This window comes from Phyllobacterium zundukense, assembly GCF_002764115.1.
Lineage (GTDB): Bacteria > Pseudomonadota > Alphaproteobacteria > Rhizobiales > Rhizobiaceae > Phyllobacterium > Phyllobacterium zundukense.
This window is the reverse complement of the sequence record NZ_CP017940.1, coordinates 2,749,451-2,774,373: the sequence shown is the minus strand read 5'-3', so window position 1 is coordinate 2,774,373 and position 24,923 is coordinate 2,749,451. Positions and strand designations below refer to the sequence as shown.

The 24,923-nt window shown below is 58.3% G+C and carries 21 protein-coding genes and 1 pseudogene; 10 read left to right on the top strand and 12 right to left on the bottom strand.

Annotated features, from left to right (window positions below):
• The first annotated feature begins 11 nt into the window (after positions 1–11).
• Positions 12–5,459 carry an alpha-2-macroglobulin family protein gene (locus tag BLM14_RS13910; protein ID WP_099999900.1) on the top strand — a complete coding sequence of 1,816 codons (5,448 nt, stop codon included), beginning with the start codon at positions 12–14 and terminating at the stop codon, positions 5,457–5,459.
• 208 nt (positions 5,460–5,667) lie between these two features.
• Positions 5,668–7,704, top strand: a complete 2,037-nt coding sequence (gene pbpC / locus BLM14_RS13905; RefSeq protein ID WP_418314185.1) for a penicillin-binding protein 1C — start codon at positions 5,668–5,670, stop codon at positions 7,702–7,704.
• Between the two features lie 52 nt (positions 7,705–7,756).
• On the opposite strand, the gene BLM14_RS13900 is transcribed toward pbpC, so the two are convergent.
• The 5 genes from BLM14_RS13900 to BLM14_RS13880 form a co-directional block, all read right to left on the bottom strand.
• Positions 7,757–8,080, bottom strand: coding sequence for an RcnB family protein (locus BLM14_RS13900; protein WP_099999899.1), 324 nt, complete (start codon positions 8,078–8,080; stop codon positions 7,757–7,759).
• 163 nt (positions 8,081–8,243) lie between these two features.
• The gene (locus BLM14_RS13895) at positions 8,244–9,500 is read right to left on the bottom strand and encodes a D-amino acid dehydrogenase (protein ID WP_099999898.1); all 1,257 of its coding nucleotides are present in this window, start codon (positions 9,498–9,500) and stop codon (positions 8,244–8,246) included.
• A gap of 259 nt (positions 9,501–9,759) precedes the next feature.
• Complete coding sequence (locus BLM14_RS13890) at positions 9,760–9,969, bottom strand: cold-shock protein (protein WP_091881096.1); 210 nt, start codon at positions 9,967–9,969, stop codon at positions 9,760–9,762.
• A 349-nt stretch (positions 9,970–10,318) separates the two neighbouring features.
• Positions 10,319–10,582, bottom strand: coding sequence for a hypothetical protein (locus BLM14_RS13885; RefSeq protein WP_237143372.1), 264 nt, complete (start codon positions 10,580–10,582; stop codon positions 10,319–10,321).
• Positions 10,583–10,633: 51 nt separating this feature from the next.
• A complete protein-coding gene (locus BLM14_RS13880; RefSeq protein ID WP_100001324.1) occupies positions 10,634–10,831 on the bottom strand; it encodes a hypothetical protein in 198 nt (65 codons plus the stop codon).
• A gap of 176 nt (positions 10,832–11,007) precedes the next feature.
• Here BLM14_RS13880 and BLM14_RS13875 point away from each other — a divergent pair, with 176 nt between their 5' ends.
• On the top strand, positions 11,008–11,577 hold the full coding sequence (locus tag BLM14_RS13875; protein ID WP_099999895.1) for a dihydrofolate reductase family protein: 570 nt from the start codon (positions 11,008–11,010) through the stop codon (positions 11,575–11,577).
• Positions 11,578–11,626: 49 nt separating this feature from the next.
• Here the strand turns inward: BLM14_RS13875 and BLM14_RS31555 are convergent, their stop codons facing one another.
• From BLM14_RS31555 to BLM14_RS13865, 3 genes are all read right to left on the bottom strand, one after another.
• Positions 11,627–11,767 carry a hypothetical protein gene (locus BLM14_RS31555; protein WP_165788433.1) on the bottom strand — a complete coding sequence of 47 codons (141 nt, stop codon included), beginning with the start codon at positions 11,765–11,767 and terminating at the stop codon, positions 11,627–11,629.
• 190 nt (positions 11,768–11,957) lie between these two features.
• Positions 11,958–12,305, bottom strand: a complete 348-nt coding sequence (locus BLM14_RS31070; RefSeq protein ID WP_133123959.1) for a hypothetical protein — start codon at positions 12,303–12,305, stop codon at positions 11,958–11,960.
• Between the two features lie 8 nt (positions 12,306–12,313).
• On the bottom strand, positions 12,314–13,243 hold the full coding sequence (locus BLM14_RS13865) for a LysR family transcriptional regulator (RefSeq protein ID WP_099999892.1): 930 nt from the start codon (positions 13,241–13,243) through the stop codon (positions 12,314–12,316).
• A 172-nt stretch (positions 13,244–13,415) separates the two neighbouring features.
• Here BLM14_RS13865 and BLM14_RS13860 point away from each other — a divergent pair, with 172 nt between their 5' ends.
• A complete protein-coding gene (locus BLM14_RS13860) occupies positions 13,416–14,015 on the top strand; it encodes an NADPH-dependent F420 reductase (protein WP_165788432.1) in 600 nt (199 codons plus the stop codon).
• 155 nt (positions 14,016–14,170) lie between these two features.
• Here BLM14_RS13860 and BLM14_RS31065 read toward each other — a convergent pair whose 3' ends face one another.
• Positions 14,171–14,338: a hypothetical protein gene (locus BLM14_RS31065; RefSeq protein WP_157929534.1), complete on the bottom strand. Its 168-nt coding sequence runs from the start codon at positions 14,336–14,338 to the stop codon at positions 14,171–14,173.
• Between the two features lie 482 nt (positions 14,339–14,820).
• Between BLM14_RS31065 and BLM14_RS13855 the strand changes: the two genes are divergently transcribed.
• From BLM14_RS13855 to BLM14_RS13845, 3 genes are all read left to right on the top strand, one after another.
• On the top strand, positions 14,821–15,744 hold the full coding sequence (locus tag BLM14_RS13855; RefSeq protein WP_099999891.1) for an NAD-dependent epimerase/dehydratase family protein: 924 nt from the start codon (positions 14,821–14,823) through the stop codon (positions 15,742–15,744).
• A gap of 146 nt (positions 15,745–15,890) precedes the next feature.
• The gene (locus BLM14_RS13850) at positions 15,891–17,342 is read left to right on the top strand and encodes a Ppx/GppA phosphatase family protein (protein WP_099999889.1); all 1,452 of its coding nucleotides are present in this window, start codon (positions 15,891–15,893) and stop codon (positions 17,340–17,342) included.
• Between the two features lie 13 nt (positions 17,343–17,355).
• Complete coding sequence (locus BLM14_RS13845) at positions 17,356–18,057, top strand: RlmE family RNA methyltransferase (RefSeq protein WP_099999887.1); 702 nt, start codon at positions 17,356–17,358, stop codon at positions 18,055–18,057.
• 342 nt (positions 18,058–18,399) lie between these two features.
• Here the strand turns inward: BLM14_RS13845 and BLM14_RS13840 are convergent, their stop codons facing one another.
• Positions 18,400–19,803 carry an MFS transporter gene (locus BLM14_RS13840; protein WP_099999886.1) on the bottom strand — a complete coding sequence of 468 codons (1,404 nt, stop codon included), beginning with the start codon at positions 19,801–19,803 and terminating at the stop codon, positions 18,400–18,402.
• A gap of 236 nt (positions 19,804–20,039) precedes the next feature.
• Between BLM14_RS13840 and BLM14_RS13835 the strand changes: the two genes are divergently transcribed.
• From BLM14_RS13835 to BLM14_RS13825, 3 genes are all read left to right on the top strand, one after another.
• Positions 20,040–21,023 (top strand): MBL fold metallo-hydrolase, encoded by a 984-nt coding sequence (locus BLM14_RS13835; protein ID WP_099999885.1) that lies wholly within the window; start codon positions 20,040–20,042, stop codon positions 21,021–21,023.
• A 194-nt stretch (positions 21,024–21,217) separates the two neighbouring features.
• A complete protein-coding gene (guaB, locus tag BLM14_RS13830; RefSeq protein WP_099999884.1) occupies positions 21,218–22,723 on the top strand; it encodes an IMP dehydrogenase in 1,506 nt (501 codons plus the stop codon).
• Positions 22,724–22,743: 20 nt separating this feature from the next.
• Positions 22,744–23,283 carry a DinB family protein gene (locus BLM14_RS13825; RefSeq protein WP_099999883.1) on the top strand — a complete coding sequence of 180 codons (540 nt, stop codon included), beginning with the start codon at positions 22,744–22,746 and terminating at the stop codon, positions 23,281–23,283.
• Between the two features lie 3 nt (positions 23,284–23,286).
• Here the strand turns inward: BLM14_RS13825 and BLM14_RS13820 are convergent.
• Both BLM14_RS13820 and BLM14_RS13815 read right to left on the bottom strand, forming a co-directional pair.
• Positions 23,287–23,576: pseudogene (locus BLM14_RS13820) on the bottom strand (DUF4260 domain-containing protein).
• Between the two features lie 283 nt (positions 23,577–23,859).
• Positions 23,860–24,909 carry an SDR family oxidoreductase gene (locus BLM14_RS13815; RefSeq protein ID WP_099999882.1) on the bottom strand — a complete coding sequence of 350 codons (1,050 nt, stop codon included), beginning with the start codon at positions 24,907–24,909 and terminating at the stop codon, positions 23,860–23,862.
• Positions 24,910–24,923: the final 14 nt, after the last annotated feature.

The following is a 24,923-nucleotide window of genomic DNA, read 5'->3' as shown; positions in this document are numbered from 1 at the left end:
ACTCTATGTCTATGCGCGCGGTTATCGGGCTTTCGGCGTTTCTTCTCTCCGTTTTCGTTGCCTCCGTTCCGGCTGGCGCGGCAGAAACCAATCGCGATGTCGTCACGGCAAAGGATGGCGATTACTTCGGCTTTGACCTGCGCACGGAACAGGATGTCACCCTCGATCAGTGCGAACTGGTCTGTCTTGCCGACCGCTCCTGCAAGGCCTTCACCTACAACCCAAAGGTGAAATGGTGTTTCCTGAAGTCTGATTTCAATCAGCTGAAAAGTTCTCCGGGAGCAATCGCCGGCAAGGTCGTTGAGACGGCCGTTGAACCGGATATCGGCGCTCCGCCGAAGCTTCAGTTTGTCTCCGACCAGTTGGTTCAAGACGCGCGACAGGTTAAGGCAAGCCTGGCTCTGACCGACGAGCAGAAGGCGCAGGGTGTTGATGGGCTCGTTGCCACAGCGCGGCGGGAGCTTGGCGCTGGCAATGTGGCCAATGCACTCAACGCCTTCAAGGGCGCACTGGCCATCACGCCGGACGATGGCGCGTTGTGGATCGAGACGGCTCGCGCTGCCAATCACGACAGCAAGAACACCTATGTCGCCGGGCAGGCATCGCTTGCGGCCTTGAATGGCTATCAATTGACGCGCACCACCCAGAGCCGGGCCGATGCCCTCGCAGCACTGGCGGCAGCGCTGCAGAACGTCGAAAGCTATCGGGCTTCGCTCAGCGCATACAAGGCCAGCCTCGCGCTGGTCAATGACCCGACCGTCGAGGCCGCCTATCTGGACCTGAAAGCCCGGCAGGGTTTCCGCGTTGTCAATCACACGATCGATGCGGACAGCGCAACGCCGCGTGCCTGTGTGCAGTTTTCTGATCCGCTGGTGAAAATGGGCACCGACTATGCTCCCTTCGTGACGCTGAATGGCGCGGCGCCAAAGGCCGTCGAAGCCAAGGACAGCGAGATTTGCGTCGAAGGTCTCGAGCATGGCCAGCGCTACAAGCTGGCCTTCCGGCCGGGCCTGCCATCCTCCGTTGGCGAATCGCTGGAAGCGCCAGTCGATCTCGACATTTACATCAAGGATCGCTCGGCTATGGTGCGCTTTACCGGCGACAGTTTTGTCCTGCCCAGCACCGCACGCCGCGGAATTCCGATTGTTTCCGTCAATACGACGAGTGCCAATCTCAAGCTGTATCGCATTGGCGATCGCGGCCTTGCACCGCTCCTGACCAGTTCGCAATTCCTGACGCAGATCGATGGTTTCAATGCCCAGCGCCTTCAGGACGAAGCAGGCGAGCTGGTGTGGCAAGGTGCTATCGATATCCAGTCCGAGCTCAACAAGGATGTCGTCACCAGTTTCCCCGTCGATGAAGCCTTGCCGCAGCGTAAGCCCGGCGTCTATGTCCTCACCGCAGTCTCTCCCGACGCGAAGACCGAGGAATGGGACGCGCAGGCGACACAATGGTTCGTGGTGTCGGATATCGGTCTTTCCACCTATGCTGGTACCGACGGCCTCAACGTCTTTGCCCGCTCGCTCGCTACAGCGCAGCCGCTCATCGGCGTCGAACTGCAATTACTCGCCAAGAACAATGAAATTCTCGGCACAGCGGTTACCGACACCGAAGGCAGGGCGACCTTTACTGCCGGCCTGATGCGCGGTACGGCGGCAATGGGACCGGCGGTCATCACCGCCAAGAATGGTGATGCGGATTATGTCTTCCTTGACATGACCCGTGCTGGTTTCGACCTTTCGGATCGCGGCGTCACCGGCCGTGCGGCGCCCGGCGCCATAGACATCCTCGCCTGGACGGAACGCGGCATCTATCGCGCCGGTGAGACCGTGCATGCCTCGGCTCTGGCGCGTGACAACGCGGCCAACGCTATCGAGAAATTGCCGCTGACCTTCGTGTTCAAGCGGCCGGACGGCGTCGAAGACCGCCGCATGGTCAGCGACGGCGCCAATCTCGGCGGTCATACGCTTGATCTGGAGCTGCAGGCCAGTTCGATGCGCGGCACCTGGACCATGCAGATATTTACCGATCCAAAGGGGGCGCCGATTGCCGAGAAGCAATTTTTGGTTGAAGATTTTGTGCCGGATCGCGTTGAATTCGATTTGACCAGCGATGCCAAGGCGCTGGAAATCGGCAAACCCACACCGGTGAAGGTGGACGGGCGCTATCTCTATGGCGCGCCTGCCGCCGGGCTCAATCTCGAAGGTGAGATCGCCCTCAAGCCAACCCGCGAAAGCGCCGATTCTAAAGGCTATTTCTTCGGTCTTGCCGATGAACAGGCCAGCGAGGACACCCGCATTCCCCTGGAAGATTTGCAACCACTGGACGAGGACGGCAAGGCGACTTTCGATGTGTCGCTGAGCGATGTTCCCTCGACGACGCAATTACTCAATGCCGATGTGGTGGTGCGCATGCAGGAGGCCGGTGGCCGTGCCGTCGAGCGCATCCTGACGCTACCGGTCAAATCGCAGGGCTCGATGATCGGCATCAAGCCGGAATTCTCTGGCGATCTTCCGGAAAATTCCGTCGCAAAGTTCCACGTTATCGCCGTCGACCAGAATGGCCAGAAGCAGGCCATGCAGCGGCTCGATTGGAAGCTGCTTGGCGTCGAGCGCAATTACCAGTGGTACCGCGATGGCAATTCCTGGAAATACGAACCGATCCTGTCGACCAAGCAGATCGCCAATGGCGAGGTGAATGCAACACCTGATGGCGTAGATATCTCGGTACCGGTTACCTGGGGCCGTTTCCGCCTTGAGGTCGAGAGCGCCGAAGCAGACGGTCCAGCGTCGAGTGTCGAGTTTGACGCCGGCTACTATGTGGCTGCCACGTCGACTGAGACACCGGATGGCCTCGAAATTGCACTCGACAAGGACAGTTATGTTGCTGGAGATACGGCAAAGCTGAAAGTCTCGCCGCGCTTTGCCGGTGAACTTCTCGTTACAGTCGGTGCCGAGAATCTCCTTGCCACCAAGCGGGCAAGCATTCCCGCCGAAGGTGGCGAAGTCGATATTCCCGTTACCGCCGATTGGGGCGCCGGTGCCTATGTCACTGCTACGCTGTTCCGTCCGGGCGATGCGCAGGAGACCCACATGCCGATGCGCGCCATCGGCATCAAATGGCTGAACGTCAGCCCGGGCGACCGCAACCTCGCGGTAAAGCTGGACATGCCGCAAAAGACCGAGCCGCGCAAGCCGCTGAACATTGCGCTGCAGGTGACTGGCGCCGGTGCCAATGAACACGCTTTTGTCACGGTTGCCGCGGTCGATGTCGGCATTCTCAATCTGACCCGCTACGAAGCACCCAATCCCGATGGCTGGTATTTCGGCCAGCGGCAATTGGGTCTTGAGATTCGCGATCTCTATGGCCGTCTGATCGACGGTTCTTTGGGAGCTATGGGAAAGCTGCGAACCGGCGGCGATGGTGCGCAAATGCCGATGCAGGGCAGTCCGCCGACCGAAAAGCTCATCGCCTTTTTCTCGGGGCCTGTAAAACTCGACCCGCAGGGCAAGGCCAATGTCAGCTTCGACATTCCGCAGTTCAATGGAACGGCTCGCGTCATGGCTGTCGCCTGGTCGAAATCGGGTGTCGGTCATGCCACGTCCGACGTGGTCATTCGCGATCCTGTGGTGGTGACTGCGAGCATGCCGAAATTCCTGGCGCCAGGCGACAAGTCTTCGTTGCGGCTCGATGTGGCCAATACCGATGCACCGGCCGGCGATTACCAGCTGCAGGTGACCAGCAATCCGGTCGTGAGCGTCGATCAGCCCGGAGCCTCGCAGACGATCAGTCTCGCGGCTGGCGGCAAGTTTGATCTCACCCTGCCGCTGACCGGTGACCATCCGGGCGATGGTGTTGTCTCGGTCAAAATATCCAATGCCTCCGGTCTTTCGCTTGAGCAGACCCTGAATGTCCCCGTCCGTCCGGCAACGCTGCCGGTCACGGTGCGCAGGCCAATCAAGATCGCGCCAAACAGCAGCCTCAAGGTGGACGGCGAATTGTTGGCGGGCAGTATCCTGCAAGGTGCTTCAGTCAGCCTGAATGTCACCCGTTCGGCGGCCTTCGACATTCCGGCCTTACTGATGACGCTTGACCGCTACCCCTATGGTTGCGCCGAGCAGACCACCAGCCGCGCCTTGCCCTTGCTCTACATGAGCGAACTCGCCAAGCAATCCGGCATCGCCGAAGACGGCGAGGTGCAGAAGCGTGTGCAGGAAGCGATCTATCGCGTTCTGTCGTACCAGTCTTCGTCCGGCAGCTTCGGCCTCTGGAGCCCTGGCTCGGGCGATCTGTGGCTCGATGCCTATGTGACGGATTTTCTTACTCGTGCCCGCGAGCAGAAATATGAAGTGCCGGAACAGGCGCTGGTGCAGGCATTGGAAAACCTGCAAAACTCGCTGAGCTACGACGTCAACGTCAAGGATCAGGGCAACGAGATTGCCTATGCCCTCTACGTGCTGGCGCGCAACCGCAAAGCGGCGATCAGTGACTTGCGCTATTACGCCGACACCAAGCTTGCCGAATTCCCGACGCCGCTGGCGCGGGCTCACTTGGCGGCTGCTTTGTCACTCTATGGTGATGCGCAGCGCTCGCAGAGCATCTTCACGGATGCCCTGCAGCAGTCGACGCTGGTGACCAATGTCAGCCTGGTCCGCTCCGATTACGGCTCGTCGCTGCGCGATGATGCAGCGGTTCTGGCGCTTGCCGCCGAGAGTCGCCCGGTCCCGCCGATCATTCCGCAACTGTCCAGGATCGTCGCCAACGCATGGGAGCGCAAGACGTATACGAGCACGCAGGAACAGACCTGGATGCTCCTGGCAGCGCGCGCCATCCAGGGCGGTGACCAGGACCTCAAGCTTGACATCAATGGGACTGCCCGCACGGGTGGTTACGTCGCGCGAATGACGGGCGATGAACTGCTTGCCCAGCCCGTGTCCATCACCAATGCTTCGACTGAACCCGTGTCCGCAGTCGTCACCACCGTTGCGTCCCCAACGCAGCCTCTGCCGGCTGGCGGCGATGGCTTCAGCATCGAACGCACCTACTACACGCTCGACGGCCAGGAAGCCAATGTCAGCGAGGCAAAACAGAACGAACGCTATGTGGTTGTTTTGAAGGTGACAGAGACCAACAACTGGCCGTCGCGGGTATTGATAAGTGATCTTCTGCCTGCCGGGTTCGAAATCGATAATCCCGGCCTCGTCAACAGCGCGAGCCTGTCGAATTTCGACTGGATCGGCGAAGTGGAAGCCGCCCATACAGAGTTCCGCAGTGATCGGTTCGTCGCCGCCTTCGATCGCACATCCGGCGACAATGGCGAAATCGCGCTGGCCTATGTGGTCCGTGCGGTAACGCCCGGCACCTATGATCATCCGGCCGCCAGCGTCGAGGACATGTACCGTCCCCAGTTCTCGGCACGCACGGCGACCGGCCGTATGGAGGTCGTCGCAGCACAGTGATGTGGAAAGATATGCACCCAGGGTCCCGCTGTTACCCTCCCCCTTGTGGGGAGGGAGGCTGCGCAGCAGCAGGGAGGGGTCTTTGACCCGCTCATCTTGGATTAGATGCACTATCACTGGAACTCGGGAGGAAACCCCTCCCCGTCGCTTCGCTCCGTCCCTCCCCACAAGGGGGAGGGTAATAGCAGCGCTTCTCGTCAATCTTCTCGTGGCCGCGACGCTTTCCTTTGGCCTTGAAGCAGCCGATCGTGCCTTCCCACCGCCATTGGAAAAGGCGCGGGAGGTCTCGACGGAAGTGCTCGATGCCGAGGGCCAGCTGCTGCGCGCCTTTGCAACGTCCGAGGGGCGCTGGCGCCTTGGCACCACTGCCAAGGATGTCGATCCGCAATTCGTCCGCATGCTCATCGCCTACGAGGATCAGCGTTTCTGGCAGCATCGGGGCGTCGATCCCATTGCCTTGGCCCGTGCGGCTGTCCAGCTCGTCAGTAATGGCCGCATCGTTTCGGGTGCATCGACCCTGTCCATGCAGGTTGCCAGGCTGATCGAACCGCGTGAGGGCCGCTCGCTCACCGCAAAATTCCAGCAACTCGTGCGGGCCCTGCAGATCGAGCGGCGTCTGAGCAAGGCGGAAATCCTTGATCTTTATCTGACGCTAGCGCCCTATGGCGGTAATCTCGAAGGCATTCGCGCTGCAAGCCTCGCTTATTTCGGCAAGGAACCCCGCCGTCTCACCGTTTCCCAATCGGCGCTGCTCGTGGCTTTGCCGCAGCTCCCAGAGCGGCGCAGGCCCGATCGCAATCTCGCTCTTGCCGAAGCGGCAAGGGGCCGCGTGCTGCATCGGATGGCGGTCGAGAAGGTCGTAGGTGAGGGGGAGGCGGAGCGGGCAGGCCGCGCACCGATCCCGTCGCTCCGATTGCAGTTGCCGGCCTATGCCGCGCATTTGGCAGAAGCAGCACAGCGCAGGGAACCGAACGTCAGGCGCCACCGGACCACATTGCACCGGCCTATCCAGCAGGGACTTGAAACGGTCGCGAAAGATGCAGCAGGCAAGCTGGGACCGAAAGTCTCCGTTGCCATGGTCATGGCCGATGTGCGCACCGGCGAGATCGTCGGCGAGGTGGGATCAGCCGATTATTTCGACGCCAGCCGATCGGGCTGGATCGACATGACCCGGATCACCCGCTCGCCTGGCTCGACGCTGAAGCCCTTCATATATGGTCTGGCCTTCGAGGATGGGCTGGTCAGCCAGGAAACCATCATCGAGGACCGGCCGTCCGATTTCTTCGGCTATCGGCCGCGCAATTTCGACATGAGCTATCAGGGCGACGTGAGTATCAGGCAGGCGTTGCAATTGTCGCTCAATGTGCCCACTGTGCGCCTGCTCGATGCTGTCGGCCCGACGCGGCTGATGGTGCGGTTTCGCCGCGCGGAGGTCCGGCCGATCCTGCCGCCTAACGAGCCACCGGGTCTTGCCATCGGCCTTGGTGGTGTCGGCATTACGCTAAAGGATCTGGTGCAGCTCTATGCCGGCCTCGCCAACCGGGGCCGTCCATTGCAGCTGGGCGATGGCATTCAGGACAAGCCCGAGACCATCGAGGGTGAGCCGCTGCTCGAGCCTGTGGCCGCATGGCACGTTGCCGATATTCTTTCCGGCGTTCTGCCACCAATGGGCGCCGGGCAGCGCGGCATCGCCTACAAGACCGGTACCAGCTATGGTTACCGGGACGCCTGGTCGGTCGGATTTGACGGCAACTATGTCCTCGGTGTCTGGGTCGGCAGGCCGGATAATGGCGCTGTACCCGGCCTGACCGGCTATGGGGCCGCGGCGCCGATCCTGTTCGAAGGCTTTGCCAAGTCCGGTATCGCGATCACGCCGCTGTGGTCGGCACCTCCCGGCGCAGTGCGTATCGCACAGGCACAATTGCCAATCAGTCAGCGGCGTTTCTCCATGAACTCGAGCGGCTTGCTGGCCTCGTCGACGCGGGAACCCGCGCCGCAGATCGTCTATCCGCCGGAAGGCGCACGTATTGAACTTGGAGCAGCGGCCGGCGGCGAGATCATGCCGCTTGCACTCAAACTGCAGGGCGGGCGTGCGCCATTCCGATGGCTGGCCAATGGCAAGCCCTTGCCGGAAATCTCGCGTCGGCGTGTCAATCAATGGGTGCCGGACGGTGGTGGTTATTCGACCCTGACCGTGATCGATTCAGTCGGCCGTGCAGCCAGTGTCCGGGTGTTCGTCGATTGAAATGGAAAGGCGGCGCGCCCAACGGGCACCGCCTTGTTGATGTGTTCTGTTGTCAGCGTGCCTGAACCAGCGCCGAGATAACACCAGAGGCTATGCTGATCATCACGTAGTTATTGTCAGCTCTTACCCACTGGTAACCGCGTGGGGGCGTGCGCAAGTGGTAACGGTGATAGTCGCGCACGACATTGTGGCGGTAGCTCGAAGGAAGCGCGTGACCGCGTGACCAGCGGCCATGCTTTACCACGACCTTCTTCTTGACGATGACCTGCTTCTGCTGGTGGCCATATTGATGACCCTTGTAGTTCTGCTGCTGCGCGAAAGCAGCAGGTGTTGCGATCAGGGAGATGGCAAGTGCTACCAGAGTGATCTTTTTCATTTTCGTTTCCTCGTCAGTTGCGTGGGGATTAAAACCACGAGTTGTCTTGGGGGCACGCTCTGGTTTTAGGCCTGACGAGATGAATGAAAACTGAACACTAATCTAAACAATTTGTAATGTTTCAAAGGGGTTAGCATTAATTTCTGAGCTAATTTCCTCAATATCAGCCATACCGGCTGATATTGAGGGGAGAAGCATCGACATCCGGCGATTTTCCGGACACCAGATCGGCCAAAACCCGGCCGGACCCACAGGACATCGTCCAGCCGAGCGTGCCGTGACCGGTATTGAGGTAGAGATTGGAATATTTGGTACCGCCCCCAATGATCGGAGGACCGTCTGGCGTCATCGGTCGCAATCCCGTCCAGAACGTTGCCTTGCTGAGGTCGCCGCCCCCAGGGAACAGATCGCCAACCGAGTGGTGCAGCGTCGCCCGCCGCGCATCGCGGAGGTTGAGATCATAGCCCGAAATTTCTGCCGTGCCGCCCGCCCGGATGCGGTCTCCGAGGCGGGTGATTGCAACCTTGTAGGTTTCATCCATCACGGTTGAAACAGGCGCGGCATCCTTGTCGGCAATTGGAGCGGTGATGGAGTAACCCTTTACCGGGTAGACCGGAATATGCACGCCGATGCGCCGCAGCAAGAAGGGTGAATAGCTGCCGAACGCGATGACATAGGCATCGGCCGTCAGCTCTTCCGTCTCGGTTGAAACGCTGGCGATGCGATTGGCGCTGGTATTTATGGATGTAATCGTCGTGTTGAACCGGAACGTAACACCGGCGTCTGTGCATAGCGCGGCGAGCTTTTCGGTGAACATCTGGCAGTCGCCCGTCTCATCGCCGGGAAGCCGCAGACCGCCGACGAACTTGCCTTTGACATTGGCCAAGGCCGGCTCCGCCCCGGTGCATCCGGCGGCATCGAGAAGTTCGTAAGGAACGCCGAATTGCTTCAATACTTCAATGTCACCCGCCGTGCCATCATACTGGCTCTGCGTGCGAAAGAGTTGCAGTGTTCCTTGCGTGCGTTCGTCATAGGCAATGCCCACTTCGGAACGAAGCGCCTTCAGGCAATCGCGGCTATATTCGGCAATCGGCACCATGCGTGCCTTGTTGCGGGCGTAGCGTGCCGACGTGCAGTTGCGCAGCATGCGCAGGAGCCAGAGCGCCATGTATGGATCGAATTTCGGTCGTACGACCAGCGGGCCAAAATGCATCAGCATCCATTTGATGGCCTTGATCGGCACACCGGGTCCGGCCCATGGCGAAGAATAGCCAGGCGATATTTCTCCGGCATTGGCAAAGCTTGTTTCCAATGCTGGTCCAGGCTGCCGATCGACCACCACAACTTCATGCCCCGCCTGCGCCAGATACCAGGCTGATGTGACGCCAACAACGCCACTGCCAAGGACAAGAACTTTCATGGCCGCAACACTCCTTCAAACAATGCGGATTTGCCGATCAACTCACTCGAGATATGGCATCAAAGATGACTCGCACTGTGTGATGGCGAAATATTTCTTTCCAGACTTTTCTTGGCTATGCGGTGAAATGTCTTGGTTTTTTGCCATTCATCCAGAATTTGGACAAAATAAAAGGCCGGGAAAACCCGACCTTCTCAAATTCATCTCTGCAATCAGTGCCAGTACATCCGTGGTCAAAAACCGCGAAGACGAATTATTTTTAGCCAGCCTGAAGCTGATCAGCAGTCATCTTGCCGGACTTGTTGTCACGAACCAGCTCGAAGCTGATTTTCTGACCGTCATTGAGGCTGCGCATACCAGCGCGCTCAACGGCAGAGATGTGTACGAACACATCTGCTGAACCATCATCTGGTTGAATGAAGCCGAAGCCTTTTGTGGAATTGAACCACTTAACTGTTCCAGTGCTCATGATGAACCCTTTCAATGGAAATATTGTAATACAGGGCACGACGCGCCATGCAGTTTTTAGCTCGATTTTTGAAGAAGGATCTTTCAGAGCGCCTGAAGCGCAATAAAGTAAGTAACAAACTACCAAATACCGATAGTTGTTACATAGGGCTAAGCGGTTGTTTCGTCAATGCCAAGGACCAAGAAATAATTTGGAAAACAGGAATAACGCCTGTCCGTCGGCATTTTTTATTTTGAATTATTTTCCTGCCGTCCCGTTCCGGCGCTGTGAAACGCTTCAAATTTACTCACGGGCAATCGCTTCGACGAAAGGCTCGAACAGTAAAACGTTTGGTATGTAGTCCGGAACTCTATTTGGCTTTGACGGTACGGGTCATCTTTGCCTTCGTCTTGGGTGCTGAGGGCGGCCGGGAGGCAAGCTCTGCCTGCTCTTCAGCTTCCTTAGCAAGACGCAGTGCCTTCAGGCGTGCTGTCTTGTTCTCCCACTTCGCAGTTTCATCATTGATGATGGCGGCTGCGGCGGTAGTGGTTGCCAGGCTCTTCTGTTCCGAAGGACTGAGAACCCGTTTCGGGCGGATACCAACTTCAGGCATCTGTTTTGGACTATGTTTCATTGCATCTCGCATTGCTGGATACGCAACCATCGCACGTGGAGCCCTCCAAGTCTATCGTGCAAACTTTTGCTGACCTGGCTTCCAGCCCCGAGCGAAACCATAGGACATGGCAAGCGAGGCGTACTCAATCTCGCGCAGCAGGAACTCCCGTTCGGCCAGAAGGGCGGCAATCGTCGCCCGCACATCACCCTGATGATAGGCCAGCGCCTGATCGATTTCGTCTTCCGGTTGTATGGATATGGCGTTCATCAGAATCTCCTTTTCAGAAAGATTGCCACAACCCGGCATATATGAAAAGGAATTTGTTCCTGTTTTGTTCACATTTATGCAGGCGCGAGGTGAGCGCAAATTCCAGCGATTATTGTCCAACCTGGAACCAAACCAGCATAGTTAGCCTCGGCTTAGGATATCGGAAGGAGAGGCTCATGGGGAAAGTGGTTGTATCGTTTACAATGTCACTCGATGGTTTCATCGCAGCCCCGAATGTCAGCCACGAGCACGCAATCGGCGAGGGCGGTGAGCGCTTGCACCAATGGCTGTTCGAGAGCAAATCCGAAGTTGACGGTGAGATGGTACGGGAGGTCTTCGAACGCGTCGGCGCGGTGGTCCTTGGCAAGCGAACCTTTGCCGTGGGGTTGCACCATTGGCAGGACACACCGTTCCCCGCCCCGGCTTTCGTGCTCACGCACGAGAAACGCGACCCGCTGCAAATGAAGAGCGCTGCGTTTACATTCGTCAATGACGGGATTGAAAGCGCCGTGAGACAGGCGAAAGTGGCAGCAGGTGGCAAGGATGTCATCGTCATGGGGGCAGATGTTGCCCAGCAAGTGCTGAACGCGCGCCTCGTAGACGAGATCGTTCTTCAGCTCGCGCCCGTTCTGCTCGGGCAGGGCAGCCGGCTGTTCGACAATATTGGCAATGAACAGATCGAATTGAAAAGTACGAGAGTAGTCGAGTCGCCGCTCGTCACCCATCTTCGCTTCGAGGTTGTATAGAACAAGAGCCCCGGATGTTGCCGGGGCCATTGACTATCGAAAAGGACGATTAGCCTTTCGGCTTTGCCTTTGGCGTGGTGCTCTCTGCCTTCTTCAGCATCGAGCTGAAAGGAACCTCGGCCTTGGGGGCGGCCTTCTCCTTCTTCGGTTTTCGTACTTCACGATTGCTGCGCTGTTGACCTTTGGCCATGGTGTCCTCCTGCGGCTTGAAACAGATTTTAGTGCGGACGGGGAATCGGCAATTTGGAATGAGATTGGCGGGTCGAGAACCTCTGACGCCGCGAAGAGCCAAGCCTGGCCAAAAGACGATCCGGTATTGTTCGCCGTCATTTGCGGTTTAATTGCGGCCCGATCATAGAGTCTAGGGCACATGCTTACCCCTATCGCACCAGATTGAACGGTGGTAAAATGATCCCACTTGCCAGAAAACCGAAGACTATCCGCTGGGTCACCGATCCAACGCGGTTTGATGGCATTTGGAGGACCCCCGCCATGATTTTGAACCGCGCATTGAACTTCCTGAGAAATATCAAGAAACCAGCAGCCACATCACATGAAACACCCGTCAAAGTCGTGATGCCCCCGGTCAAGAAACCTGCCCGGCGCGATGTCGCCGACAGCGATGGAAAACAACGGCGCCTGCGCCAGCTCGTCGAGCATAACCGGCTGATCTGATCGGCCTGTACATCAAAACCGGTGCTGTTTTCAAACTGCGTCGGTTTTTTCATGCCTCCGCCTAACCAAGACTTCCCGCGAAACGCTCTGCCAACCTGTCGCGCTTGACGGCCTCCACGACAAAATCAACGAAGACGCGCGTTTTGGCAGGCAGCAGTGTTCGGCTGGCGTAGTAGATGGAAATTGGTCCGGCATCCCCGTACCATTGCGGTACCAGGCGCACCAAAGCACCGCTTTCCAGATGGGGCAGGGCGTCTGGTACGGCGATCAGTGCCACACCAAGACCGAGCAGCGCTGCCTTGCACATCGCTGCGGGATCGTTGAGCACGATCGTCTCCGTCGGCATCGCCAGCATCTCTGCGCCTTGCACGTTACGCATTGTCCAACGCCTCACCCGGCCAGTGCGTGAAGCACGCATGACAATCCCGTCCAGTGCGGCAAGACCTTCCGGGTCGGCAGGCGGCGTTCGCGCTTGCATATACGTAGGTGACGCGACGGCGATGATGTGCGCCGGTGCCAGCGCACGCGCGACTATCCCCTGCGCCAGTTCGAAACCGCCGCCAATTGCCGCGTCAAACCCCTCCGCGATCAGATCGACTGGACGATTGTCGAATTGCCAGTCGGGGCGGATCTGCGGATAGCGCTCAAGGAAGGCTGGCAGAAGCGGCAGTATGTAATTGGTCCCGAAGGTAATGCTTGCGCTTATCTTGAGCACACCGGCCGGTTCGCCGCGATCGGTGGAGATGTTGGCTATGGCTGACTGCAATCCCTCAAGATTTCCCTCTACAGCAAGCAGAAAACGCTCTCCTTCCTCGGTCAACGTCAGCTTTCGCGTGCTGCGATGAAACAACCGCACCCCGAGGTTGCGTTCCAGCATGGCAACGTTGCGGCTGACCGCTGCCGGAGTGAGCGCAAGACGCCGCGCTGCCGCCGAGAACCCACCGGTTTCGGCGCTGCGTACAAACGATTCCAGGTTGGCCAGCGTTTCCATGATCAGATCTTCAATGAACAGTTGAAAGTAATAAAAGCCATTACTCGCTTATCGTCAATGAATGAATGGGCCATTTTCACCAGGACATCAAATCCCTGGCCGGGAAGCCGGTCCTCGTCACAGGCGGGTTCACGGCCCGATCGTTCTCGTAGAAACTGAAAGGAATATGATCATGACTATTGGTATTATCGGATCCGGAGCAATCGGGTCATCGTTCGCGCGGGCGCTCGCTGGCGCCGGGATCGAAGCGACCATCGCCAACAGCCGCGGCCCTCAATCACTGCAGGACCTGGTCGATGAACTTGGCCCGTCGATCAAGGCGGGTACGCGTGAAGAGGCGGCAAGCGCCGATATTGTGCTTGTCGCTGTCAACTGGACCAAACTGCCGAAGGCGCTCGCCGGTCTGCCCGCCTGGAACGGCCGCATTGTCATCGATGCAAACAATCCTATCGAGGCCCCGCTTTTCAAGCCGGTCGATCTTGGTGGCCGCGCGTCCAGCGAGGTTTTTGCGGAGCTGGTGCCGGGAGCACGCATCGTGAAGGCATTCAACCATTTGCAGGCACATTTGCTCTCATCGGATCCCAAGGCCGAGGGCGGACGCCGCGTCCTCTTCTATTCCGGTGACGACAGTGCCGCCAAAGCTGAGGTCGCGGCGCTTATCGATCGTCTTGGCTTCTTCGGCCTGGATCTTGGTGCTCTTTCCGTCGGCGCTCGCCTCGTTCAATTCCCCGGGGGCCCGTTGCCGGTACACAATCTCGTCAAGTTTGGTTGAGCTGACTACTCAAAAAAACACCCGCTTCCAAATTTGGAGGCGGGTTTTCCTTATCCTCTTCGATGCCTGTTCGGTTGCCTTGGTGAGGCTTGGCACCGCCCGGGGAGGGCATAAATAAGCAAAGTCGATGCCAAGCCCCCGCTGACGGCAACGTGTCAGCTCATAACAACGCTGAAATCCGCAAATTGTTCCGTGTTGTATGCAATTCCTGTCCGGGCGAATGCGGCTCCAATCAGCCATATGATGGCGAGAAATATCAGCGCAACTACGGTCAGGGATAAAATCCCGGCAAGAGTGACCGGCTTGCGATCAGGCTCAGACATTTTTTGCATCTCAAAATTGTGTTGGCGCCTTAATACAACTTGTGCGTGAATTATCAACGAGAACATGTGTCAATGTGTAAGACCAAAAGAAAAGGGCAGGCGCGGGTGGATGAGCTCGATCAGACGTCCGAGCTCGATGAAAGAGTAAGTGACTCATGGCTGCTGTGATCGGGTCTTGCCAGCATTGATCCAGCAAGCCAGCAGCACCAGAGCAAGGCACCCATGATCGTAGCGAGTATGAGGAAGTCTCTTGTTCCGAGAGGTTGAAAACCGGACTGACGCATACGCAAATTACCCCATGATATTCGTGCTTTGCGGTACTTCTCCCGAGTCACTTCGATTGGCTCGGCTTTGCAAGCTAACATGACGGCGGCGTATGCCCTACCGCACGAAACTAATCCTTTCGATTTATGCCGCAACGTTGCATTGATACCAAAACATTGATTTTGCTATGAGTGGCAATTGAAAAAGGGGCAAATCACATGGCAGCGGGCGTCGTTCTCGTAACAGGAGCTTCGGGCTTCGTCGGGCGGGAACTCGTCTCACAGTTGCATGCCGCTGGCTATCGCGTCGTTGCCACCACGCGAAACCCTGACAGCCTTGATGGCGTCGAAGCAGTTCGCCTGCCGTCGCCGGCAGAGTCGGTCGAGGCCTTCCAGCGCATTCTGGAGAACGTCGATCATGTGGTGCATCTGGCCGCCATCGCCCATACGCAGCTTGCTGGTGCTACCGACGTCTACCATGCCGTCAACTGTGTCCTTGCAGCGAAGCTCGCCGAGGCAGCGCACAGGACCATCACCGGCAAGTTCGTCTTTGTGTCATCGATACGGGCACAGTCGGGCAGCGTCCACGACGGCGTTGCGGTTGAAACGGATCCGCCGCAACCGACGGATGATTACGGACGGGCAAAGCTTGCTGCCGAAATCGAAATTGCGGGGATCATGACCGGGGGCAACTATACGATCTTGCGCCCGGTGCTCGTCTACGGCCCCGGCGTCAAAGGCAATATGGCGGCCCTTGTCAAACTCGCTGCGCTTCCTGTTCCATTGCCCATGGAATCACTGGACGGGCAGCGGTCCCTGCTCGACCGTGCAGCCCTCTGCACGGCGATCATGCATAGTCTTCACGAGGCCAGCACGGACCGGGGCACGTTTATTGTCGCCGATAAAACCCCCATGACAGTGCCGCAGATACTTGCCGCGATTCGCCGCGGGCTTGCGCGCGAACCGGGATTGTTTTCTTGCCCAGCCTGGCTCCTGGGCCTGGCGGCGCGGATGACCGGCCAGGGCGACCGCTGGCGAACACTGAACGGTGATCTCATTGCGAGCTCGGCATTATTGCAGTCGACGGGCTGGAGTGCGGTGGAAAATTCGGCGCTCCGAATTGAAGAATTGTCGCGGCGCTGACGCTGGTGAGTGCCTCTGCCGGAAGCGTCTAATTTGCGCCGAGCACTTGGATATTCGGCAAAGCATGTTACATTGTACCCAACGTTAATTACAAAGCGTCCTGCTTGCGTCCTTGATGGTTCGCGCGGCGCTCGAAGGATAAGATTTTGAAAGACCCCGAATCGGGCGCGTCAAACGCGTCGAATGGAGGGGCGTCTGACGGTGGCAAGGTGCTGAATGGCACCGCAGATACTGTCAAGAACGGACCCGGGCCGCATGGGGTTCCTGCACACCATAGGCAGGAAAGCCAGCCCGATTCCCAAGAAGGACGCTTCGACAAGAACCCGAAGAAACGTGCGCGCCGCCGCAGGCGTGGCAAGTCCAAGCAGACGCCTGTTTCGACGGAGCAGACGCTCGCCGCAACTTCTCCTGTCGCTACACCAGCGGATGCCAGCAACACGCCCGCCAAGAGCGGCAAGAAGCGCCGGCCCAACCGGTTTCGCCGTCGTGGCCGCTCGGGCGTCAAGCCAGCGGATGCCGTTGCACCTGCCGCCTTCGCGCTGCCTGCACCACCTCTGCGGGAAACGCCACGGCAGGAACCCAGGTACCCAGCCGGACCGCTTTATGCAGCCCTCGATCTTGGCACCAACAATTGCCGTCTTCTGGTTGCCTCGCCCACGCGTCCGGGACAGTTTCGCGTTGTCGATGCTTTCTCGCGTATCGTTCGCCTTGGAGAAGGTCTGGGCGCTACCGGGCGTCTGAGTGCCAACGCCATGAACCGCGCGATCGAAGCACTGAAGATTTGCCGCGACAAGCTCGATAATCATGACGTGCGCAGGGCGCGTCTTATCGCCACCGAGGCCTGCCGCCAGGCGGAAAATGGCGAGGAATTTCTGGGCCGGGTGAAAGAAGAGACCGGGCTGGAGCTAGAGATCATCAATCGCCAGACCGAAGCGCGCCTTGCAGTCTCGGGCTGCGGCACGCTGGTCGAACGCGAGACCGACGCCGTTGTTTTGTTCGACATTGGCGGCGGATCGTCCGAAATCGCCCTGATCGATGTTTCCGAACGCCGGTCGCCGCGCCTCGCCGAGCATATCATTGCCTGGACGTCGCTGCCGGTTGGCGTGGTCACGCTGGCCGAACGCTTCGGCGGTCGCGATGTAACCACGGACAATTTCGCCGTCATGGTCAATCATGTCGCCGATCTGCTCAATGACTTTTCCGAGCGTCACAAGCTCGGCGATCTCGTCAAGAGCCAGAACTTCCATCTGCTCGGCACGTCAGGCACGGTGACGACGCTTGCCGGCATTCACCTCGGGCTTGAGCGCTATGACCGCCGCCGCATCGATGGCATCTGGATGCAGAATGACGACGTCACGGAAATGACCAGCAGGCTGCTGTCCTGGAGCTTCGACGAGCGTGTGGCAAATCCATGCATCGGCGCCGACCGTGCCGATCTTGTCCTCGCCGGTTGCGCTATTCTCGATGCCATACGCAACGTCTGGCCGAGCCAGAAACTGCGAGTGGCCGATCGTGGTCTGCGCGAAGGCATTTTAACTGAACTCATGTCGCGCGATGGTGCGTGGCGTAATCGCTGGCACCGCGCCCAAGGGGCGTAAAATCGGAGTGCACATGGCTAAGACAACAACAGGCGGTCGCGGGGGCACCGGTACACGCGGCTTGCACACCAAGATCAAGAAGAAGGCTGGTACGATCAAGGAATCGTCACGCCGCTGGCTGGAGCGCCACATCAACGATCCCTATGTCCAGCGCTCCAAGCAGGATGGCTATCGCTCGCGCGCAGCCTACAAGCTTATCGAGATCAATGATCGCTACAAGATCCTGAAAAAGGGTCAGCGCATTATCGATCTTGGAGCAGCTCCGGGCGGCTGGAGCCAGATTGCGGCCTCGATCGTCGGTTCTCCGGATGATCTTCCGACGGTGGTCGGCATCGACTATCTGCATGTCGATCCGTTGCCGGGCGTCACCTTGCTTGAAATGGATTTTCTCGACGATGCGGCGCCTGACAGGTTGATGGAAGCGCTTGGCGGCGCGCCCGATATTGTACTTTCGGATATGGCAGCGCCGACAACCGGCCATCGCCGCACCGATCACATCCGCACGACGCATCTGTGCGAAGTCGCCGCGGATTTCGCCGTTTCCGTCCTCAGTCCCGGTGGACATTTCCTCACCAAGACGTTTCAGGGGGGAACCGAAAACGAGGTGCTTACCCTGTTGAAGAAGCACTTCAAGTCCGTGCATCACGTCAAACCGCCCGCATCCCGGACGGAATCAGTCGAGCTCTATTTGTTGGCGCGCGACTTCAAAGGTTGAATTCTAGGCACCTCCACCTTGGATATGTCGCTAGAGCTGCTATATTGAATTTGGAGTGGGAACGAGCTTTCGCCCGTTCCCTTCCTTATTTTGCGAATTGAACCCGGAACGTGACCTGCCAGCCCGTCCGGGTTCTTTTCATAATAAGGGTGATGCTAAACGGAAATTTCCGCATAGTTCACCTCCAATTTGAAGGCAAGGCTGATGCCGCAGTTGGAGGAGCCAATCCCCTCCAATGCACTGGCTGGCTCAGTGCTCGCTGCTTCTGCCCTCAAACTTAGAGTGAACTTAGTATTTGCGCCGTTGCGCCCGTACACAAGAAACGCAAGGTTGTATTGCGTCTTACTCGGCTGGCGCTGCAACCTTGATCAGTGGCCGGTGCCCCGAGACCTCTGCACCTGCGTCCGGATTTAAGCCTCTGAACGACAGGCAGGCTAGACTAGACAGTGCCGCCACGATGAAGAAGGCGATGTGGAAATCCGAGAGCTGCAGCGGTCCGCCGTGGATCTTGGTGGAAACCTCGAGAATGCCGCCCGCCACTGCAACCCCAAGCGCGATGGAAATCTGCTGAGCCACAGAACTGATGGGGGTTGCCTGGCTGGTCTGCTCGTTCGGAATATCCGCATAGGCGAGGGCATTCGTGCCGGTGAAGAACAGCGAACGGAAGAATCCTCCAGCCAGAAGCAGCAGGATCATCAGCAAATAGGGCGTCTCCGGTGTGAAGAACCCGTTGACGGCGATGAAGCCGGCGGCCACCAGCGATCCGTACATCAGCGAATTGCGGAAACCGGTCTTGCGATAGAACCATTTGGTCACAAGCTTCATGCTCATGGCGCCGAGCGCCGACACAAAGGTGATCATGCCCGACTGGAAAGGCGTCATGCCGAAGCCGATTTGAAACATCAGGGGCAGCAGGAATGGCACGGCGCCCACGCCGATGCGGAACAGGCTGCCACCGACGATCGACGCCCTGAACACCTGATTGTTGAACAGATCGAGAGCCAGCAGCGGCTCCGCCGTCTTGCGAGCGTGCAGGAGGTAGAGGATTGCCGATACGATGCCGACGGCGAGCGTCGAGAAACCCACCCATGAGGGCAAGGCCGGAAGGCTGACGACGGACAACCCGAAGACGACACCAGAGGCCGCGATGCCGCTGAGGAAAAAGCCGGCCACATCGAGCGGTCGCTGGATCAGAGTTTCGACCGCGGGGAGATAGCGCGTAGCAAACCAGATTCCGATGATGCCGATCGGCACATTGATCAGGAAGATCCAGTGCCAGCTGAAATAGGTAGTCAAGAAGCCGCCAACGGGTGGCCCCAACAGCGGTCCGATAAGGGCAGGCATGGTTAGCCAGGCCATCGCTCCGACCAATTCGCTGCGCGGCGTTGATCGCACCAGAACGAGGCGGCCCACCGGTGTCATCATCGCCCCGCCAACGCCCTGAAAGAACCGCGACACCACGAAAGCCAACAATGAGTCGGAAACGGCACAGGCGATGGATCCAAGGACGAACACGACGATCGCCGCCCGGAACACGTTTTTCGCGCCGAACCTGTCGGCCATCCAGCCGCTGACCGGAATAAAGACCGCGAGAGAAACGAGATAGGCAGTCAGCGCCAGTTTCAAAGCGATCGGGCTCGTACCGATATCCGCAGCGATCGCCGGCAGCGATGTCGAGATAACAGTTGAGTCCATTTGCTCCATGAACAGAGCTACGGCAAGCACGAGGGGAACGATGCGATTCACAATGGATTCCAGTTCTCACAGATCGAGAAAACAGGAGGCAGGTCCAGAAGGAGGGACTTGAGTCTGTTGGTGCGAGTTCCGATAGCACCGCGGGTGCCTGTGCTCAAGCGTCGATCAAACAGAAGTGATCCAGCCACTGGTTCTTGTGATCGATTTGGAAGGGGGAGACGGGCGACGCCCACGCCGCGCGGTGTAGACTGCCGCAACATCAATGGCTGCCCCAAGGAGATAAATTCATGTCGACATTCGAGATTTCCCGCCGCGACCTTTTCCTTGCTTCCAGTGCCATGGCAGGAGGATTGGCAATGCCGCAATTAATGACCACGACTGCCGATGCAGCCGTGCCGCAATCAGATGCCAAGACTCCGGGCTTCAAGCGCTTCAAGCTCGGAGATTTTGAGATCACCACATTGCTTGACGGATTGCGGCCAGGCGATGGTCCGCATCCGACCTTCGGCGCAAACCAGACGCCCGAGACGGTCGCCCAACTGATGAAGGCAAACTTTCTGCCAGAAACAAAAACCGTCAACGGTTTTGCGCCAGTTCTGGTCAATACAGGATCCGAACTGGTCCTTTTTGATACCGGGTTTGGCGCCGGTGGCCGGGAAAATGGTCTGGGACAACTGGAAGCCAATATGAAGGCCGCCGGATATACGCCAGACCAGGTCAGCATTGTCGTAATCACCCACATGCATGGCGATCACATCGGCGGTCTCATGAATGGCGAAACGCCAGGCTTTGCCAATGCGCGCTATGTCGCCGGCCAAGTCGAATATGATTACTGGACCGATCCTGCCCGCACGGGCACACCGGCGGAAAATGGCGCGAAAAGTGTCAGCGCCAAGGTCAAGCCGCTCGGAGAAAAAACCACCTTCATCAAGGCAGGTGATTCTGTCGTTTCCGGCATTACCAGCGAGGCTGCTTATGGTCATACGCCGGGACACATGATTTTCCATATTGAATCGGCTGGGAAACATCTTGTGCTGACGGCTGACACTGCCAACCACTATGTCGCTTCGTTGCAGCGTCCCGATTGGGAGGTCGCTTTCGACACCGACAAGGCAATGGGTGCGGCTACACGCAAAAAAGTCTTTGACATGATCGCGACCGACAAGGTGCCTTTCATCGGCTATCACATGCCGTTCCCGGCAGTTGGCTATGCCGAAAAGCAGGAGATGGGTTATCGTTTTGTGCCGGTCACTTACCAGTTCGACGTTTGACAGATAGACCGGATGATGCGGCTCGGCGTGTTCCCGTCGAACCGCTCGGTTTGGACAAATCTTGTCTGGGGTCTTTCCAAACCGACATATCCATGTTACCAGCCCGTGCCAATTCACTTGAACACAACTGACTCGGCGCTCCACCACCGTGGTGCGCCCTTTAGTCGTATCAGCCGTATTGTAAGGAATTGGTCATGGCAAAAATCGTTGAATCCGCAACAGGCGCACTGGCACTGACATTTGACGATGTCCTGCTGCAACCTGGTCATTCCGAGGTCATGCCCGGCCAGACCGATATTCGCACCCGCATTGCACCCGATATCGAACTCAACCTTCCATTGCTTTCAGCCGCCATGGACACGGTCACCGAATCGCGTCTCGCCATCGCCATGGCGCAGGCCGGCGGCATGGGCGTCATCCACCGCAACCTCACGCCCGAGCTACAGGCCGAAGAGGTCCGCCAGGTCAAGAAGTTCGAATCGGGCATGGTCGTCAATCCCGTCACCATTGGGCCGGATGCGACACTGGCCGATGCACAGGCGCTGATGCGCGCCCATGGCATTTCCGGCATTCCCGTCGTTGAGAACGCGGGCGAGGGCAGCCGCAAGCCGGGGCGCCTCGTCGGCATCCTCACCAATCGCGACGTGCGTTTCGCTTCCGATCCTGCCCAGAAGATCTACGAGCTGATGACGCGCGAAAACCTGATCACGGTGCGCGAAAATAATGTTGAACATGAAGAAGCCAAGCGCCTCTTGCATCAGCATCGCATCGAAAAGCTGCTGGTTGTCGACGACAAAGGCTATTGCGTCGGCCTGATCACCGTCAAGGACATGGAGAAGTCGCAGCTCAACCCGAATGCCGCCAAGGATTCGCAGGGCCGGCTTCGCGTTGCCGCTGCATCCAGCGTCGGCGAGGATGGTTTCGAACGCGCAGAGCGGCTCATCGCCGCTGGCGTCGACGTGCTTGTCATTGACACGGCCCACGGTCATTCACAGCGCGTGCTGGACGCGGTTACCCGCGCCAAGAAGATGTCCAATGCTGTTCGCATCATTGCCGGCAATGTTGCGACGGCTGCCGGGACGCAGGCGCTCATCGATGCGGGCGCCGATGCGGTCAAGGTCGGCATTGGACCCGGCTCGATCTGCACCACACGTATCGTCGCCGGTGTCGGCGTCCCGCAGCTCTCCGCCATCATGTCTGCTGTCGAAGCCGCACATAAATCCAATGTTCCGGTGATCGCCGATGGCGGCATCAAATATTCCGGCGATTTCGCCAAGGCTCTGGCCGCTGGCGCTTCCGCTGCCATGGCCGGTTCCGCATTGGCTGGCACCGAAGAAAGCCCAGGCGAGGTCTATCTGTACCAGGGCCGCTCCTTCAAGGCCTATCGAGGCATGGGCTCGGTCGGCGCCATGGCACGCGGTTCGGCAGACCGTTATTTCCAGGCCGAAGTGCGCGATGAACTGAAACTGGTACCCGAAGGCATTGAAGGTCAGGTTGCCTACAAGGGCCCGGTTTCCGGCGTTCTGCATCAGCTGGCAGGCGGCCTGCGCGCTTCCATGGGTTATGTGGGTGCAAAAAATCTGCAAGAATTCCGCGAAAAGGCTACATTCGTCCGTATCACCAATGCGGGGCTGCGCGAAAGCCATACCCATGACGTCACGATCACTCGCGAAAGCCCGAACTACCCGGGCGGCAACTAACATCCAAAGCGGAGAGGGCGATGTCTGACACCGCCCTCCGCGATCATTTCTCGGCCATGGCGCGCAACAGCGCCTGGTCGAACCACCGGCTCCTCAGTGCCTGTGAACAATTGACGGATGAAGAGTTTGCGCAGGAGCGTACCAGCTTCTTTCCGTCGATCCAGATGACGCTCAACCACAATCTCATTGTCGATCACATTTACATGGCCGATATGATCGGCAAGGGGCGCAAGAACATCAGCCTCGTCGGCGATATACCGTTTCCGAAAGCTGCGGAACTCAAGCTTGCCCAGATCAAGTTCGACAACAGCCTCATCGGCTTTTGCGATGATCTGGTACCGGAAGACCTCGACAGGATCATCTCGATCACATGGGGCACCGGCGAGACTTCGCAGGAACCTATCTACCTGGTGCTGTCGCATCTCTTCGTTCACCAGATCCATCATCGCGGCCAGGCACATGCCATGCTGGCGGGGACCAATGTTCCGCCGCCACAACTCGACGAGTTCTTTCTGAACTATGACAGGCCGCGGCGGCAGGGTGAGCCATTCACGGCATAGGGATCAGTTCCGGCCTATGCGCCCGAGATGCGTATCCTGGAACGAGGTCGGATATTTCAGGCCGTAGCCGAGCGTTCTATCCATGGCGATGTGGAAAACCCAGATGATGCCGTCGAGAGGACAAGCTGTGATCCAGACCACCAGCCCAGAATGGTGATCGCCAGGGCGACGAAATAAACGTGGAACGCGTTGTAACACGCGGCGCCGATCCGGGGACCTCTCAGATAACCAAGCATCGAGATATCCGGCGCAAGCACCAGCACTGCAAACAGCCACCAGCTTAGGTCCCACATGCTGTAGCTGACCAATGCGAGCAATGCGATCAGGGTGGCCTCAAGCCGAAGTAGAATAGTTGTACTCACGGCAAGGCACTCCCCGGATGGCTCGAATCGAGACATCCTAGAGCAAATTTTGTCTATTTAGAGCCAGTTCTGTTTCTCGGATGGCGAGACAATCCACGAGGAAGGTGGCGAGGCCGATGTTTACCCATCGGACGAAGCCAAATCCCTTGACCTTGAAACCAAATTCCCTCCGGCAGAACGGCTCTAAATAGACAAAACTTGCTCTAGCATCCATTCAGGGAATGATCTTCCGTACCCGCAGATCGCTGAACACGCGCATGAACATCTCTTGCGTATCGACATATTCATGGAATCCGGCACGCCGCAGCTTTGTGCCATCGGCGAAGAAATCATAGTTCCAGCTGAAGACGGCATCGCCAAATCCCCAGGATGACACATCGCTATAAGGCGTATGCGCAAGACCGTGCTTCTCGATCATCCTCTTCCACAGGACCTCCTTATCGGACATGACGACGTTGAGTGACATGGGCAGAGGGGGCGCGACTTCCAGATCGAAGAACTTTGCGATCTTCGGCCACATCTCGCTCCAGCGGAAGAGGTCGCCATTATTGATGTTGAATGCCTGGTTGCCGCATTGCGGGTTCGTCGCGATGAAGACCGTCGCCCGTGCCAGCAGCCCGGCATCGGTCATTTCAAGCAGGCTGTCATAGGCGCCGGGTTTCCCGGGAAAGCGCAGCGGAATGCCGAGTTCCTTCGACATGGAGGCATAGACGGCGATGACCGAGGCCAGATTCATCGGATTGCCGAGCGAAAAGCCGACAACGACGGACGGGCGCAGGGCCGACCACGTCCAGGTCTTGCCCTTCTGCAAAGCCTCCAGAAAGTCCTGCTGATCGATGTTGAACTCCGGCGGCATGTGGTTGGCATCTGATTCGAGCGCCGGTGTCTTGAACGGACCGAGATGCGCGCCATAGACCTTGTAGCCCTGCATCAGGCTGATGTGCTCCAGCCCTGGCGCAATCGGTTCGATCGCATTGACCACATTGACCAGCATGGCGAGGTTCGGCGGTACCAGCTCAGCCCAGTTCGGCCGGTCCTGATAGGCTGCGTAGAAGATGTGCGTCACGTCCGTGAGATGCACGAGTTTTGCCTTTGCATCCGCCGCATCCAGCAGATCGACAGCAATATGGCTGACCTTGCCTGCTGTTTCGCCGCCGCGACGCGACAGGCCGATGATTTCCCAGTCACCCAGCTCCACGAGATGTGTGATGAGATTTCCGCCGATGATGCCGTTGGCGCCTACAACAACTGCTTTTTTGGTCATTTCAAAATCTCCAG